This is a genomic window from Desulfitobacterium sp. (genome assembly GCF_982384815.1).
The window spans coordinates 1-16,503 of sequence record NZ_CEVWNY010000065.1; the positions used below are offsets into that span (position 1 = coordinate 1).

The 16,503-nt window shown below is 45.0% G+C and carries 13 protein-coding genes and 1 pseudogene; 1 reads left to right on the plus strand and 13 read right to left on the minus strand.

Annotated elements, in window-relative coordinates; genetic code table 11:
- From hemW to AC1U9U_RS10535, 6 genes and pseudogenes are all read right to left on the minus strand, one after another.
- Positions 1-997 (minus strand): radical SAM family heme chaperone HemW (gene hemW / locus AC1U9U_RS10510; RefSeq protein WP_479960516.1); only part of this gene is annotated, 997 nt, incomplete at its 3' end.
- A 300-nt stretch (positions 998-1,297) separates the two neighbouring features.
- Positions 1,298-3,103, minus strand: coding sequence for a translation elongation factor 4 (gene lepA / locus AC1U9U_RS10515; RefSeq protein WP_479960517.1), 1,806 nt, complete (start codon positions 3,101-3,103; stop codon positions 1,298-1,300).
- Positions 3,104-3,214: 111 nt separating this feature from the next.
- Positions 3,215-4,285, minus strand: a complete 1,071-nt coding sequence (locus tag AC1U9U_RS10520) for a phosphodiester glycosidase family protein (protein WP_479960518.1) — start codon at positions 4,283-4,285, stop codon at positions 3,215-3,217.
- A 275-nt stretch (positions 4,286-4,560) separates the two neighbouring features.
- Positions 4,561-6,126, minus strand: a pseudogene (gene murJ / locus AC1U9U_RS10525) (murein biosynthesis integral membrane protein MurJ).
- A 59-nt stretch (positions 6,127-6,185) separates the two neighbouring features.
- On the minus strand, positions 6,186-7,271 hold the full coding sequence (gene spoIIP, locus AC1U9U_RS10530) for a stage II sporulation protein P (RefSeq protein ID WP_479960519.1): 1,086 nt from the start codon (positions 7,269-7,271) through the stop codon (positions 6,186-6,188).
- A 173-nt stretch (positions 7,272-7,444) separates the two neighbouring features.
- Entirely contained in the window at positions 7,445-7,777 is a 333-nt protein-coding gene (locus tag AC1U9U_RS10535; RefSeq protein ID WP_479960520.1) for a phage holin family protein, read from the minus strand.
- Between the two features lie 181 nt (positions 7,778-7,958).
- On the opposite strand from AC1U9U_RS10535, the gene rpsT reads away from it, so the two are divergent.
- Positions 7,959-8,231, plus strand: coding sequence for a 30S ribosomal protein S20 (gene rpsT / locus AC1U9U_RS10540; RefSeq protein ID WP_479960521.1), 273 nt, complete (start codon positions 7,959-7,961; stop codon positions 8,229-8,231).
- Between the two features lie 101 nt (positions 8,232-8,332).
- Here the strand turns inward: rpsT and holA are convergent, their stop codons facing one another.
- The 7 genes from holA to AC1U9U_RS10575 form a co-directional block, all read right to left on the minus strand.
- Positions 8,333-9,334, minus strand: coding sequence for a DNA polymerase III subunit delta (gene holA / locus AC1U9U_RS10545; RefSeq protein WP_479960522.1), 1,002 nt, complete (start codon positions 9,332-9,334; stop codon positions 8,333-8,335).
- Positions 9,335-9,524: 190 nt separating this feature from the next.
- On the minus strand, positions 9,525-12,125 hold the full coding sequence (locus AC1U9U_RS10550) for a ComEC/Rec2 family competence protein (protein WP_479960523.1): 2,601 nt from the start codon (positions 12,123-12,125) through the stop codon (positions 9,525-9,527).
- Positions 12,122-12,772, minus strand: a complete 651-nt coding sequence (locus tag AC1U9U_RS10555; RefSeq protein WP_479960524.1) for a ComEA family DNA-binding protein — start codon at positions 12,770-12,772, stop codon at positions 12,122-12,124. Before AC1U9U_RS10555 ends, AC1U9U_RS10550 begins: the two co-directional genes overlap by 4 nt.
- A gap of 110 nt (positions 12,773-12,882) precedes the next feature.
- Positions 12,883-14,076, minus strand: coding sequence for an MFS transporter (locus AC1U9U_RS10560; RefSeq protein WP_479960525.1), 1,194 nt, complete (start codon positions 14,074-14,076; stop codon positions 12,883-12,885).
- Positions 14,077-14,121: 45 nt separating this feature from the next.
- On the minus strand, positions 14,122-14,799 hold the full coding sequence (locus AC1U9U_RS10565) for a Crp/Fnr family transcriptional regulator (protein WP_479960526.1): 678 nt from the start codon (positions 14,797-14,799) through the stop codon (positions 14,122-14,124).
- 209 nt (positions 14,800-15,008) lie between these two features.
- Complete coding sequence (locus AC1U9U_RS10570; RefSeq protein WP_479960527.1) at positions 15,009-15,818, minus strand: dimethyl sulfoxide reductase anchor subunit family protein; 810 nt, start codon at positions 15,816-15,818, stop codon at positions 15,009-15,011.
- Positions 15,819-15,829: 11 nt separating this feature from the next.
- On the minus strand, positions 15,830-16,393 hold the full coding sequence (locus tag AC1U9U_RS10575; protein WP_479960528.1) for a 4Fe-4S dicluster domain-containing protein: 564 nt from the start codon (positions 16,391-16,393) through the stop codon (positions 15,830-15,832).
- Positions 16,394-16,503 lie beyond the last annotated feature (110 nt).

A 16,503-nucleotide genomic window follows, 5' to 3' on the forward strand; every position in this document is an offset into this window, starting at 1 on the left:
GATCCACACCAAATTCTTTTTTAAACTTTAAAAGATCAACACCATCTTTTAGACGTAGTCCGAGTATAATTTGTTCTGTCCTTTGTTCACTTATTGTTAAAAATTCATCCTCTTTACTATCCACCGGAAGTTCCCACGTTAAGAGCATATTCTTATATAAAAGTATATCCTCAAGATTTTTATAACGATGATTTTTCATACGGGATACAGCACCTTGCCCTATCCCTAAATAATCCTTCCCTCGCCAATAGCCAAGATTATGCCGACATTCATAACCGGGAAGCGCATAATTCGATGTCTCGTAATGGCGATATCCCGCTTTACAAAGCATCTCTCTCCCCAAATGATACATCTCGGCTTGCGTATCATCATCAGGCAACTGGGTAATTTGTTTCGTGTTCCTGGCAAGAGGGGTATTCTCTTCAACCATGAGTCCATAGACAGAGATGTGCTCCGGTCGGATCCTTAGAACCTCTTCCAAGGTATTTCGCCAATCCATCAAGGACTGATCCGGCAGACCAAACATCAAATCCAAGTTCAGATTATGAAAACCTGCCTCCCGAATGAGTCCAATCCCCTCCTCTATCTCTTTTTTGCGATGAATACGCCCGATTAGCTTTAAGTGACTATCACTCAATGATTGAACTCCCAAAGAGATGCGATTAATATCCTTTTTCTTTAATATTTCCAATTTTCCTGCCGTCAAGGTTCCTGGATTGGCCTCAATTGTTTTTTCCGCGGAATCTTTAAACCTAAAATTATCATGGATGATACTCAAGAGAGCATCTAACGCTTCCTCATTCAAAGCGGTAGGAGTCCCGCCCCCAAGAAAAAGGCTGGACATCTCCTCTTGGATCTCCTGTTGCCGTAATTCAATCTCGCGGTTTAAACCAGTCAAATAATCCTCTACTTGCAGTTTGTGCAAAGGTACAGAATAGAAAGCACAGTAAGTACATTTTCGAACACAGAAAGGAACATGAACATAAAGTGATGGCATCTCTTTACCCCTTCCTTTAAGAGGGAGTCCCCGAAGTCAGTTTTAGCCCCACAATTCCCGCTACAATAAGCAGTATGCAAAATATCCGAATCAAAAAAGTTATACTTTCCAATATGCCTAGATAAGAAGGAAGCGAACCCCATGTCTCGTTGCACTGCATGATGAGTTCGCTCTCCCTGCTAAATTTTTATGGTTATATTTGGAGAAACATCTCCGGGGCTTTAAGGTAGTTGTCGTCAGAAATTTTACTTTACTTTTCACACTATAAGCTGTAAATCAAAACCCCTGGGTCAACGAAGCCTACTCGTCGATCTTCAGCACTGCCATAAAGGCATCCTGGGGAATCTCTACGCTTCCCACCTGCTTCATGCGCTTTTTACCTTCTTTTTGTTTCTCCAAAAGCTTCCGCTTACGGGAAATATCCCCGCCGTAGCACTTAGCCAATACATCCTTGCGCATGGCTTTGACCGTTTCCCGAGCGACAACCTTTGAGCCGATAACAGCTTGGATAGGCACCTCAAACATCTGCCTCGGGATGATTTCCCTTAATTTTTCCGCTAAGCGGCGACCCCGGGCGTAGGCTTTTTCCTTATGGACAATAAAAGAAAGCGCATCCACCAATTCACCGTTCAACAAAACATCCAGTTTGACCAAATTTGCTGCTTTGTATCCGGCCAATTCATAATCGAGGGAGGCATAACCTTTGGTTCGGGATTTTAGCTGATCAAAATAATCATAGACAATTTCACTTAAGGGTATTTCATAGCTTAAACTAACCCGGTTGGCCGAAAGGTAGTCCATATTGAGATAAAAACCCCGTTTTTCCTGGTTCAACTCCATGATTGCCCCGACGAATTCCGAAGGCACCATAATGGTCGCTTTGACAATGGGCTCTTCAATACTCTCGATCTCATCGACCTTGGGGAGATTGGAAGGGTTGTCCACACTTACCATTTCTCCGTCCGTTTTGTTTACCCGGTACACGACACTAGGTGCTGTGGTAATCAAGTCGAGATCATATTCCCGCTCCAAACGTTCCTGGATTACATCCATATGCAAAAGCCCTAAGAAGCCGCAGCGAAAACCGAAGCCAAGGGCACTTGAGGTCTCCGGTTCATAGATCAAGCTGGAATCATTCAAATGCAGCTTTTCCAAAGCTTCTTTTAACCGTTCGTAATCACTGGAGTCTACCGGATAAAGACCGCAGAAGACCATGGGAGTGGCCTTGCGATATCCCGGCAGGGGATAGAGAGCAGGGTTATCCGCATCAGTAATGGTATCTCCTACTTGGGTATCCTTTACGTTCTTAATACTGGCAGCAATATAGCCGACCTGGCCGGCTTTTAACTCATCAACAGTTCTTAGGACTGGAGTAAACATGCCCACTTCCGTCACATCAAAGACCTTGCCTGAAGACATCATTTTGATCTGGGTTCCTTTAGCGACACGCCCCTCCATGACCCTTACATAGGAAATAGCTCCTTTATAAGCATCAAAATAAGAGTCGAAAATTAAGGCCTTCATGGGGGTGCTATCATCTCCCTGAGGCGGGGGAATCTTGGCCACAACGGCTTCAAGAATTTCTTCGATGCCGATTCCGGTTTTTGCCGAAGCTAAAATAGCTTCACCGGCATCTAGTCCTATAACATCCTCAATCTCCTGCTTAACCCGCTCCGGTTCAGCACTAGGCAAGTCAATCTTATTAATAACGGGGATAATCTCCAGATTATTTTCCAAGGCTAAATAGACATTGGCTAGGGTTTGGGCTTCAATCCCCTGAGCAGCATCCACTACCAGCAAGGCCCCTTCACAAGCGGCCAAACTACGGGAAACTTCGTAGGTAAAATCCACATGGCCCGGTGTATCAATTAAATTCAACTCATAAGTCTGACCATCTTTAGCAGGGTATTGTAAACGTACGGTCTGCAATTTAATGGTGATTCCCCGTTCTCTCTCCAGGTCCATATTATCCAGGACTTGGGCTTCCATTTCCCGTTTACTTAGGGCACCGGTATATTCAATCAAACGGTCGGCGAGAGTAGATTTGCCATGATCAATATGAGCAATGATCGAAAAATTTCGTATACGTTGTGAGGCCTGCGCCACAGTTATACCCCTCATTTCGACAAAACTTACAGTATCCCAGAGCAGAAACTTGTCTACAAGGATACAATCTAAATAAATATTATACTGCCTAAACTTTCATAGAGCAAGATTTTAAGTTTTTTCGTTTAATCTTTTTTCAACGTAGTATGCCCTTAGCTCGTCATAAAAGCTGGCCTCAGGCATGACGATAAAGGCGGAGGGAACTTCCCGCGGTCCATAAGGACTGCTGGGCTTATTCTTAACCTCTCCCAGATAAACCAAAGTGGAAGAAGATCCTCCGTCCAGATTTGCCCCGTTGTATGCTCCATGTTCTAAAAGAATATCTTGTACATCCTTCAAGGTAGCACCGATACTTCCGATTTGTCTACCATCGATGACGAGAAAAAGGATGGTACCATCCTGGGTCTGACCTATGGCCGTTCGCGGAGCAATTCCCCAGCCTCCATCCCCAATCTTGATCATCGGCTCGCCATTGACGATAAGGATAGGGCCAAAGGACACCGCATCCCGAATACCTAGCGCTTCAATCTGTTCTAAGGTATAGCGGCCAAGGACCAGCACATCATTTTTATCCAAGCCGATCAGATTATAACTCTCAAGATTATCCTTATGGATAATTTCGCCGCCGGTAATTAAAATCCCGGTAGGAGTACCTCCATAGCTGACACCCCCTGGATCAGAAAAGCCCCCGGCATTGATCCCGGCCACAGCATGATTATTCTCGACAAATTCGGTAACTTTTAATCCCCGATTCCCTAATTGATCCGTAGCAACCAAGCGTACCCGCTGGGGATTGCCGATTTTCAACAAGTAACCCTTATACCCCTTCCCGGTGATCTCGACATACTCCAGGGGAGGTTTTTCATTAATGGTTGGCTTGATTACTGTTACTGCTTTCTCATCTGTATTCACAGTCGGCTCCGGCACTCTGTTTTTTTCCATAATCCTCTCAACTTCTTCTTCACTAACAAACCAATAGGCCAAATATTGATGAGTATAGGTGGTCATAGCGGTCGTAACATAAAGTTCCTTAAGTTCCACAAAGGGTCCGTGAAAAATCAAGGCAAAGGCCGTTCCTAGGGCAAAGATGCAAAAGCTAAAGAAAACCAACAGTATCTTTAAAAAGGTTCTTAACCCTCCGCCTTTTCTTTGCCTTGCAGGTTTTTCATATTCCGTACTCATTCAAAACACCCCCATAAAGAAAACTTGGCTTGCGTTAAGCCTCAAGCGCAGGCGGAAGCCTTAGTTGCTCTTATGCGCCCGCAGACTTATACTTTCTAAATAAGCCAAAAAAGAAGAAGCAAAACCTTGCTCCTTCCTAATTTTTATGTGCCGGTTTTAAAATTAGACCTTCCTTAATGGTGCTATTCTGCTCTGGAAAAAGATCCTTCGCACATGCTCAGGATGACACACATGTCATACTGAACGCAGTGAAGTATCTTGACCCAAGTAATCTTTCACCCTTTATTAAAACGCTTCTGCACAAGTCCAATGGTCTGTTCGAATTCTTCCATACCCATTATCTTAGTAATTGCGGCAAAAATAATCCCACCCATTGCCGTTCCTATGATCAAGACAAAGATAGAAGCTAATTTGCCTACTCCCACGACAAAGGTCAACCACTGACCCCCAAACCAAACTACGATTCCCATAATCCCGGAGGCGACCAGAGTCTTGAGAGTGGTCCTGAGCATTCTCCAGCCATCGATATACCTGAGGCGTTTGCGCAAAAGGTGAAGGAGCAAAATCATATTTAGCACAGCCGCCAAAGAGGTAGCGAAGGCTAAGCCGCCGCTTTGGAGGGGTTTGACCAAGAGAAACATAAAGGCCACATTGGCTAACATGGAAATGATGCCGATAATGACCGGAGTCCAGGTGTCCTGAAGAGCGTAAAACATCCGCGGTAAAATCTGAATCACGGACTGAGCAGAGATCCCTACAGCAAAATAGAAAAGCGGAATCGCCGTAGCTAAAGTGTCTTCAGGTGTAAAGGCCCCATGTTCAAATAATACCCGAATTAAGGGAAAGCGTAAAGCTATCATTCCCACCGAAACAGGGAGGGTAATAAAGATAACCATCCGCACTGCACTTGATGAGGTCTGGACAAATTCCCGCCACTTCTTAAGGGCCGCATGTTCATTTAAGGTTGGGAACACCGCTACCGCAATGGCTAGAGCAAAAATCCCCACCGGCAGCTAGAATAATCGATAAGAATACCATATAGCAGTGAGACTTCCTTCAATAAGGTGAGACCCTAGGTTGGAGTTCACTACTACCTGAATCTGATTTAGGGTGTAGCTAAGAATAATTGGAACCGCTAAGACCGCGATCCGCCGAACCCCCGGATGCCGCCAATCGATAATCGGGTAATAACGCAGGCCTTGGCGGCGTAAAGCGGGAACCTGAACAAGAAAGTTTAAGAGTGCCCCTACAACTACCCCGATAGCAAAGCCGGAGATGGTTCCCGGATCATCGGGACGAGCAAGAATTACTCCGAAGAAAATAACACTGGCGTTGTAAATTACCGTTCCTAAAGCACTGGGCCAAAAGATCTTATAGGAATTTAAAATTCCCATAGTAATCCCGCTTAAAGCCAGAAGCAACGGCTGAATCAGAATAATCCTGGTCAGATGAACAGTTAAAGCTTGATTTTCTGCGGAAAAGCCCGGAACCTGCAAGCGGATAAAATGGGGGGTAAAGATAAGAGCTAAAATCACAAGGATACTCAAAAGGAGAATAATTAAATTGATAAAGGAGCTGGCAACCCGCCAACCTTCCTCTTCCTTGCCTTTGTGGATATATTCCGAAAAGACAGGAATAAAGGCAGAGCTCAATACTCCGCCTACTAAAAGCCAATAAATTAAATCGGGAAGGATGAATGCCGTTTGATAAGCATCGGTTACTCCCGTTTTTCCGTAAAAATTCGCCATCAAGGACTCTCTTAAAAAACCCAGAATCCTTGAAGCTAACTGAGTTAGCATTAAGAGCCCGGCTGCCATTGCTACCGTCCGCTTACCCGACATAAACTCGTCCCCTTCGATCCTCATCCATGATGCTAAAATGCCTATGCTAACGAATTATATCATTTTTCTCTCATCCAGTCAGCTAAAACCTTGCCAAGCACCTCGGCAGACCCCTTGGCCTCTTCAAAGGTATTAAATTGGCTGCCGATCTCCAAGATAATTGCCCCATCCAGAAGATGCTGATTATAACGGGCATCAGAAGCATAGTTTATGCCGGTAATAAAAAAGCCCGGATATTCTTTTTCGGCGAAAGCAATGAGATCTTTAGCAATTGCCTCATTCTTTTCCCAATGAGGGTTTTTCCGACCAATAACAATCATCACTCGTCCAACCTCTTTCCCATTGACCGTAACTGTGGATTTATTAACTCCTGGTGGTAAGCCATCCCGGTGCACATCCAAAAGCAGTTTCATCGAGGGATAATTTTTAACCAAAGCCGCAGCTGTATATATAGATTTACTATAAGCCTTGTTAAAATCGTCCAACTCATGAGCGTCTTTTGCATGTACTGCCCGAATGCCATTTTCCTCCAGACTTTCTTTTAACTTTTCACCCACACCAATAATCTCTCCATTTCCGTCTTTATCCCGTTCTTCGCCTCCATCTCCCATATAACTCTCAGCATTATGGGTATGGTAAATACCTACCAACACCTCGTCATCCAAGGGCACGACAGGCTTCTCAATCTCTTCTTGTCCGTTGGAAGGTTTAGGGGGAATTTCTTGCAGCTCGGGTATTTCTCCCTCATATTCCGGGTCTCCAGGATTATATGCCCAGCCGATCCAGGCCGGTCCTTCCGGAGGTGGAGTAAAATAGCTGAAAAAATAGGTGCGGGCGTCAGCGATATTCACGCCGGTCAATAAATACGTCCCCATAGCCACTCCCTGGGATCTAACCTGACTAAGATGTTCCCTTTGCGGCTGAGAATACCCCGGAATTCCTTCTAATAATATGGCTTCAAAAGGGAAGCTTTGCTGAGATAATACTCGAACCAATTGTCTCGAGGTACCTTTTTCCAAAGCATAAGTAAATAAACCAAGGAAAAGAAGGGTCAGCAGGATAAATAAAAAAATACGGGCCCACCGGGATGAAGGCCAAAGGCTAAACTTCCACTTCTTTGGCGAATATATTTCTTCCTTTAACAAAAGACTTGTCCCCCTTTCCTTCTTTACTAAGGAATATGAGGGACAAGTCCTTCTTAGAACACTACTTTATTGAGAGTGCCCCGGAAAAGATTCTTCACCGCGTTCAGAATGACCCGACTTTTGGCCTTTTGTCATATTGAGTGATGAGCGAAGTATTTTCGTGGTGCCGATGGTTAACGTAATTCGGTGGGCACAAAAGCATCCACAATTCCTATGACCAGGGAAGCAAGTAAGGCACCTAGGATGCTTACCCGGATGGAGCCGGGAACAATAAATTGACTGACATAAATAACAACCGCTGAGACTAAAAAGCCGACAACTCCACGATGCATACGCGTGATCTTATCTCTGCCAAAGGCAAGTTCTACAACATAGCCTAATACCGCAATTACTACGGCCGCGATAAGTGCCCCTGTAAATCCGGCAACTTGGAGACCCGGCACGATGTAACTGACCAAAAGAAGAACTACAGCGGAGACGAGAAAGCGTACTATCATTCCTAACATATGTGTTTTCCTCCATTCCAATTGTTATTGATTGGCTGATTGCCTAACTCATAATATAGTCTGAACAACTTTAATAAATATTATTTATCTCAGATAAAACCTTGTAAAATTTAGGATTCAATGTTAAAATAGTCTTTGCGTAATCTGATAGGAAGATTCGATCCAAAGGGGGTGACCAAAAGTGCCTAATATTAAGTCCGCAATCAAAAGAGTTGAGATCGCCAAAGCCCGTACTATTAAAAATGCGGCTGCAAAATCAACTTTACGCACAACGATTCGTCGTTTTGAAGAATCTCTTAGCACGGACGCCGAAACCGCAAAAACTGCGTTAAATAAAGCTACCCGCGCTTTGGATAAAGCTTCTTCCAAAGGTTTAGTGCATAAAAACATGGCTGCCCGTAAGAAATCCCGCTTAACCAAACGTTTCGCGAAGCAATTTTCACAAGTGGGCTAAGTCTTGTTTCCAACACAATAAAAGAACGACATAAAAGAGAGCAGCGCTGCTGCTCTCTTTTTATTCGGTCTTGAAACAGGGGGACAGGTACACTGTTTCAATTATTTTATTTCACAAAACTTCGTCACCATCAGCTCCAACAAAAACTCCGGCTCCCCTTTTCCGGTCTTAATGGCAACATCGGTCTCCAAACACTCCTGCAGGGCCCAAGCTAGTTGTTCCCAGGTTAAGCGAGCTGATTTTTGCCAAATTTTTTGGGCTTCAAAGGGCTTAATGCCTAAAAGACGAGGAGCTTCTTCGATGCCTTTACCCTGTTGCCGCATGGACCTAGCCCCTAGCAGCAAGCGAACTTGTCGGGATAGTAAGGTCAGAACTTTCAGGGGATGTTCTTGGTGCAGGACCTGGTGCAGCTTTTGCACAGCTTCCTTTGTACTACGGGCGGCCACCGCATCCAAAAGTTCAAAGACAGTGGCCTCCACCGCTTGGGGAACAAGCATCTGCACAGCTTCGGCACTGATTTCACGACCTTCCACATACAAGGCCAGTTTGTCTAACTCCTGGCTTAAGATCCCCACCTGATGTCCACCCCATTCTAAGAAGAGGGACTTAACCGGGGATTTCATGGTCTTGTTTCGCTGAGCTAATTCCCGATCCAGCCAGATCAGCCAGTCTTGCTGCCGCTTAGGACCGCCAAATTCTAGGATTACCCCGATTTTCTCAATAGCCTTATAAAACTTCCGCCCCCGGTTCACATTTTGGGCGAGGAAAACCAAACAAGTCCCGGGGTTGGGACTTTCAAAATAAGCATAAAAAGGCTCCAAAGTATCCCCTTGGCCGTCTTGAAAGTAAGGAATATCTTCCACAATAATTAATTTCCTACCAAAAAAGGATATGGTATTAGCAATTTCCACGACCTGTTGCGGAGTTGTACTTTTCCCTGATAGTACTTCGATACCGCTGCCCGAAGAGTCTTCAGCGAGAAAACTATTCTTTAGTAAATTTAATGCCCCTTGGATTAAAAAACGCTCCTCCCCATACCAAAGATTCACGGGAGGAATTTCATTCTTAGCGATACTTTGTTGAACTTGGTCTATTTCCCACATACTTGACCCTCCTACTTCCTTATTTTAGCCGAGCAAGGATAAAAAGCAAAGAAAAAACCCCTCCAAGAATGAAGGGGCAAAAGAAAGAGGAGGAGAAAAGAGATGTTCCTTCCTATTCTTACCACACATAAAAACTTTATACCTCATTCAGGTATATTTTTTTAACTTTTTTAATAATAAAGTTTGAGCTTTAATGCCTTCCGGTAATAACCTCCATAATTACCCCATCTAAATTCACTTCAATGGTCCCATGTTCATCTGTACGAAAAACCGGAACCCGACGCTCTTCCCAATAGCGAAGAACCTGTGGACTGGGATGGCCAAAGGAATTCTTCCCTACCGGAATGATTACCCCTTGAGGGTTGATCCTGTCCAACATATCCGTCATCAACGAGTATCGACTGCCATGGTGTGGTACCTTAAATAGATCCGCATCATAGAATTGCCCCGAACGAAAAAGTTCTTCCATAGCCTCCTCTTCAATATCCCCGGTTAACAGTACACTTTGACCGCTCTTATTCTCCAGACGTAAGATCAAGGAATTATTGTTTTGATCGGATTTTGTCCCCGACAAAACTCTCCCCGGTGCCAATACGGTAAGGGTGGTTTCTTTATCTATAACTAATCTATCCCCTTTTGTCAGTTTTTCTACCTCAACGTTTTCTAAACTCCTGACCAGTTCTAAGTCAAGCCCTCTCTCTCCCCATCCATTCCACTGACCACTCTCCGTCTGCCCATCAGCAATGGCAGCGAGGCTTAACCAATCCAGTCCATCTTCAGGAATACCAACCCAATCCACCGGGATTGTCTTCAGAACTGTGGCAGCCCCACCGACATGATCAGCATGGGGATGGGTCAAGATAAGAGCATCCAAATGTCTTATTCCCTGGTTAAGTAGATAAGGGACAATAATCCGCTCCCCTGCATCGAACCGTTCCGTCTTTGGCCCGGTATCCACCATAATGCGCCTTCCCTTCGGCGTCTCAATCAGAACGCAATCGCCCTGCCCTACATCAATAAAAGTTACTTGAAGAACTCCCGGTATGTTCCAAGGGCTCCAAAGCAGAAGAAGCAGGAGAAGAGCGATCAGAACTCTCTCCCCTTTGATTCCCAAACTGCTTCGTAAGAGTTTAAAGTCACTTTGCCCTTCTTTGCTTTCCGCTTCTGCACGTTTAGTCTTTGGAGTTTCGTCCTTAAATTTGAACTCTAACTTTTCCGGTTTGCCTTTAGTCAGGGCTAAAACAATTCCCATGCAGGGATTTAAATTACGACTTAGGTTTCCTACCCATACTTTAACTACAAAACTCGCTCGTTCCTTACCGACCAGAAATACAGTGATTCCACCATACCAACTAAGCCAAAAAAGCGCCCCGGGATTAACCACCCAAACATCCGCCCATGGCAGCCTAGCTAATTGGGAAAGAACTTCACTTACCCAGGAAAGAAGCCAAAGGCTTACTTGAAAAAGCGGAAGTGCAATGTGAGGAAAGAAGGATAAGGCGGCTCCGATGATTCCCAGTTCAAAGATAATGCCCAGGATAGATAGCACGAGGATATTGGCACAAAGCCCAATAATTGATAACCTGTGGAAGGCACTAATTAGCAGGGGTAAGGTAGCGATTTGGGCCGCTGAAGTCATGGAAACCGCATTCTTAATGCTCTTTGGCCACCTTCTTAGCCACTTCACTTTCTCCAATAACGGGCTAAGGACAAGAATACCCCAAGTGGCCATAAAAGAAAGCTGAAAACCAATATCTTTAAGGATCAACGGCTGCCAAAGGAATAGGAAAAAGCCCGCCAAAAAAAGACCTCGCAGACCATTTCCTCTTCCTTTACCCAGCCTTCCTAATAAGATTAAGGCGGCCATCACCGTGGCCCGCAGGATCGGTGGATTGCCGTCGCAAAGAATGGCATAAAAAATTATGATGGGAATAGTAATTCCCACTCGTAGAGGGCGAGGTAAAAAGAACAAACCTCCCCAGCATAACAAGAGCAAAAAGGCAACATTAGAGCCTGAGGCAGAAAAAACATGGTAGACCCCGGTAATCCGGTAACGTTCTAATTCTTCCTCCGGAACCCGGCTGGTATCCCCAAAAAGAATCCCCTCCAAAAGACCGACCTGTGCCTGGGGGTAGCTAGCAAGCAGTTTTTGCACACGCTCCCGGAGCTGCCAGCTAAGGGGAGCATCACCTATAGCTATAATACTTGCTTCACCCTGGGCGGTTATGCCGCCGCTAAGGCCGCGGACAGCATAATATAAGGGCAAATCAAATTGCCCTGGGGTCCCCGGAGGTTTAGGCCGGTCGATTTTACCCGTGAACCCGATCAAGTCCCCCGGTTGCACCATATCCCACCCTGCAGGCAGATCTCCCTCTGAATTTCGATAAGCCCGTAGCCGATATTTCTTTTTAATGAAATCTTCTGAGCCAGGAAAATTACCGGTGATTTCAACAGGTTCGAGGATCTGAAATACTCCTACCGCTCCCTCATCATTCACAGACCAATCCTTAAGCTCGCCTACTATCTTAATTTGGTCGATTGTAAGGGGAGTTGCTAATTCAGCTCTCCCCATCTGCCCGTAAACAAAACCCACAACTATGCTTAAACATAGAATAAAAATTGATCTTTTTCGGCCCGGACCAAAAAAATCCCGAGGTTGCCACAGCCGAACGCGGAAGGTCACCAATAGAAAAATCCCCAGAACAAGCCACCACATTGATTCTGGGGTATAAACACCGACTAAACCGCCTGCAAGCAGGCAAGCTAAACGTCTAAGCCAAAAATCCTTCATGGCCCCACCGTTACCATCGGAGCCATTTTCTGATAGGTCTTATCGCCGATTCCGGAAACCTTCTTTAAATCCTCCGGATAGCTAAAAGGTCCATGCTCCAGCCGATACTGAATAATCCGCTCGGCCAAAGCGGGCCCGATTCCCGGTAGTTTATCTAACTCTGCTGCATCTGCAGTGTTGATATTGATTAAGTTAGTAGAGATCTGGGCCGGATATTGGGCATAGACTTGAGGGCTTGTACTAGGATCTTGATTAGTATTTGGATTAGGAAGGGCTCCTTGTGCCCCATTGACGTTTCCCGACGGACCTTGAACCTGACCCACCTGGGGGACCGGTTGGGGCACCGGCTGATATGGCACCATGATCTTTTGACCGTCCTTAAGCCTTTCCGCTGGGTTAACCTGGTCAATATTAGCCTCCGGCAAAGGATTTGCTTGTTTCAAAGCATCATCCAGCCTGGCATCAATGGGGAGATGAACTAGCCCCGGCTTTGCCACGGCACCGGAAACATAGACGATTATTTCCCGACTTTGGCCGGCTTTCTCGACAGCTAGGGAATTATTATGAGGAAGGATAAACCTCCAAATAGCTGCCACAAGCAGCACACCTAAGATTCCCCACCAAACATAATTGAGTTTCCGCTCCAATAAAATCACCCCATGTTCCCCGAGAATCAACGCTATCTCGAGGGTAATATGGGGTTTTTCTCCTTATTCCCTGTCAATTCCTCTCTCGAATTTGGGCAAAGTTTGTCGATTTAGCTGAAGTGATGCTTTCCTCCTAGAATACACAGTATTCCATAGCCAATATAAAGCATGCCGAAAATCCCATAAAGTACACTCGCACTTTTCACACCTGTTATCAAGATTCCGAACATTCCACTCCCCGCCGCAATTCCAAAGTCCAATGCATTTTGCTGCAAGGAAAAAGCTGAGGTGTGCTCATTCGAAGCTACCTTTTCCGTAAGCCATGCCATAAGCACTGCTGTACAGCCATAATAACCAAACCCTGAAAGGACCGCCGCAGGGTAGAACACCATGGTCACCTGTGGAAGAAGGGCAAATAAAAGTATACCGCTTCCCAAGGTGAAAAGAGCACACACGGACATGGGCAAACGACCAAGGCGATCGGAAAGGAAACCAAGAACTCCGTTGGCGATCATCCCGCCGCAGGAAAAAGCGGTAAAAAATAAGCCGGCATTCCTAATCATAGTACTGGCGACTATGTAAGGCGTTGCAAAAGACATGTAAAACCCATAACTAAGAGCTACCACAAAGGTCGTTCCAATAATGAAGGGACATCTTTTCAAAACAGGCAGAAAATTAATTCTTTGACTTAGGGGCATTTTCTTTTCACTTGGAATTCCTTCCTTTGGCCCAATCACCTTTTCCGAAATAAAACAAAGCGCCCCCATACCTCCAAAAGCCAATAAAGTCATACTCCGCAAAAATAAGGGGTACCCATAGATTCTAATCACATAAAATGCCAGAAAAGGTCCTACAAGCAAGGATAGGGAGGATGTCATCCTTAACACACCCAAGGTAGTTCCCCTTCGCCCCTTACCTGCACAGGCGGCCGCTGTCGCTGAAGCAGCAGGGAAATAAGAAGCCAACCCTACAGCCTGAACCGAACGCAAAATAATAACCTGCCAGATATCCACTGCATAAACCAGCACTATCGACGCAAGCAAAAAAGCCCCACTTCCTATGAACATCACTAAACGCCTGCTATAGGCATCTGCTAAGGGGCCAAAAAAGAAGCGCAGGATAATCGCGGTGACTAAAAAAATCGTCCCTTGAAGACCGGCAATAATATCCGTTCCGCCCATACTGGTCAGCAGAAGAGGAGTCGCCACCATAAAAATATTATTGTAAGTATAGATAAAGAAAGCGGATATCAGAAGAACTACAAAATCTTTAACTTTTCCTTCTCGCCATTCAACACCGCCCATGGGTTCATCTCCCTTCATTGGGAATACAACGTCTCCCGCCACCCTCTACATGGAGTATTGCTTCAGCCCCTTTAGATTGATGACTGTAAGGCTACCTCTTTGCTTACGAATCAGTTTTTCCTTGTTGAACGTGGATATGGCGTTGGATACACTGTTGCGGCAGGCCCCAATCATAGCAGCTAATTCCTCGTTATTGAAAGGAATGACCACTTCATTCCTTTCATTCGGAGGATATTCCTCAGCCAAAAGTACAAATAGGGCAGCCAATCGTTCTGCTGTATTGTACATTGAAATATTAACAATTTCCTCCGCCTCTACAGCCATATGGTGAAAGATATAACTTGTTAGAGCAGATAAATACTGAGGATTGCTCAGGATAAAATCGTAAAGGAGAGAGAATTCCATGGCGTAAAGCTTTGTAGGCAACATGGCCGTAGCTGTTGTAATGGTTAATTTTTCTTTTGATAGACTTTGAAAACCCGCCATAGAGCCGTTAGTATAGTAGAATAACACCTTTTCTTTTCCATCTTTGGTGACGATATGGAGCTTTATCATACCGCTTTCAATGAGATAGCAGTAGGGATGTTCTTCATTTTCATGCCACAGAATTTCTCCCTTTTGTAAATGACGAACAGTGCAAGGTACAAGCTGTTGTGCAAAAATCCCCCGAATGCTTGGACATAAATCCTCATCCTTTAAAAACTGTTGCATTATTTTAGCCATGTGATTCTCCCCTCCATCCTTAGCACAAAAGAAGTGATCTGACTCCATCTTACCATCATAGGGCTAATAAGCAAGATAAGCCAAACCATAGGTAAGACCATGGTTGGGCGTCACTAAAGAATGTTGTCGTGTGGAAGCGGAGGCTTACGCCTCAGCTTCCACATACTTATTGATACTCTATGGATCCGCGCATTCACTCATTACTCTGCTTAGAGATGTACTCCCTGCATGAAGAACAGTAACCGGGAGAATACTTCTCCGATCAGTACACAGACCGAGAAGGACCAAGCAGCATTTTTACCTGTAAATTTGCCTGTCCAGGCTAAATAAGCAATAACGGCCGGCGCTAAAAGGCCTACTCCCCAACGGAAGACATCCATTCCTAAGGTTGTCGGCAATGTGACATCAAGGACCCCGATTCTCAGATGTATAGCAAAGGCCACTGTGGCAATAATTTGCAAAAACACCGCAACCAGTGCAACAGACGCCATCCTCTTTTCAGAATCCTTCTCCCCCAGTTGGGCACTAATCAAGTACATTCCAGCAGCTCCCAACAAAATAGCACTGCCAAAATAGTAGACGATGGTGACTCCACTGCTCCAGGCAGGAAAGCCGGAAGCCCTGACATAGACCATGGAACATACCAAAAGCAGCCCACAAGAGACTATCCCACCTATAATGTAGAGTCCCTTAGGAATCTTCTTCCCTTGATAAGCCAAAATGACAGCAATAAGCAAAATGACCCCTAAAGCTATCGACCAAAGACCTTCCTGAGCAATCATCGACCCCGGATTGCGAAAAGCGTTAAGAAAACGAACAGGTTTCCCCAAATGAGTAGCAGAGGCCAGCATGGCAACACCCAAACAGATGAGAAGTACGCTTAACACTTTGAAGGATACCTTTTGCTGAGTTTCAGAAGGACCCCCATTCATCTGCCAAAGGACAAAATAAATAAAGGTTCCCGTACACAAGCCAATACACAGGGTAAAAACGATTAAAGAAAGATTAAGTTCCGCCATAGTTACACCTCCTACACATAGTAGACAGAAGGAACTGTCCCTAAATTCGGCATGAGTGGCTGAGCATGTTTGGCAGCAATAAGGCCTGAAATCTTACTATGAGGATCACTGATTTCACCAAAGATCCTGGCCTCTGCGGGACAGGCTTCAACACAATAGGGTTTTTCACCCTTCGCCAACAGCTCATGACAAAACGTACATTTGCTCATAACTTTTTTCTCGGTATCTAATTTAGGGGCATTGTAAGGGCATACCCAAGTACAATATTGACAGCCGATGCAAACCTCCTGATTCACTGACACGATGCCGTTTTCATCTTTGTGCATCGCTCCTGTAGGACAATTTTTTACACAAGCCGGATCGGCGCAATGATTGCATAAACGAGGACGAAAGGCAAGAACAGGGTTAGGATATTTTCCTGTGGGTTGGTACATGACTTTACTTCCGATGGTTTCTACCCTACCCCAATACACTTCCCCCGGTATCTGGTAGTTGATTTTACAGGATATAACACAGGTTTGGCAGCCTATACACCTTGTGGTATCAATGACCATACCATATTGTTTTTTCGACATATCTCACTCCTCCTTACGCTTTCTCTACTTCAACCAGTACATCGTAAAAGGCAGAGTTCGTCTGGCTGATAAATTCTTCTACAGGATTAATCGTAAAATGGGTTAGGTTC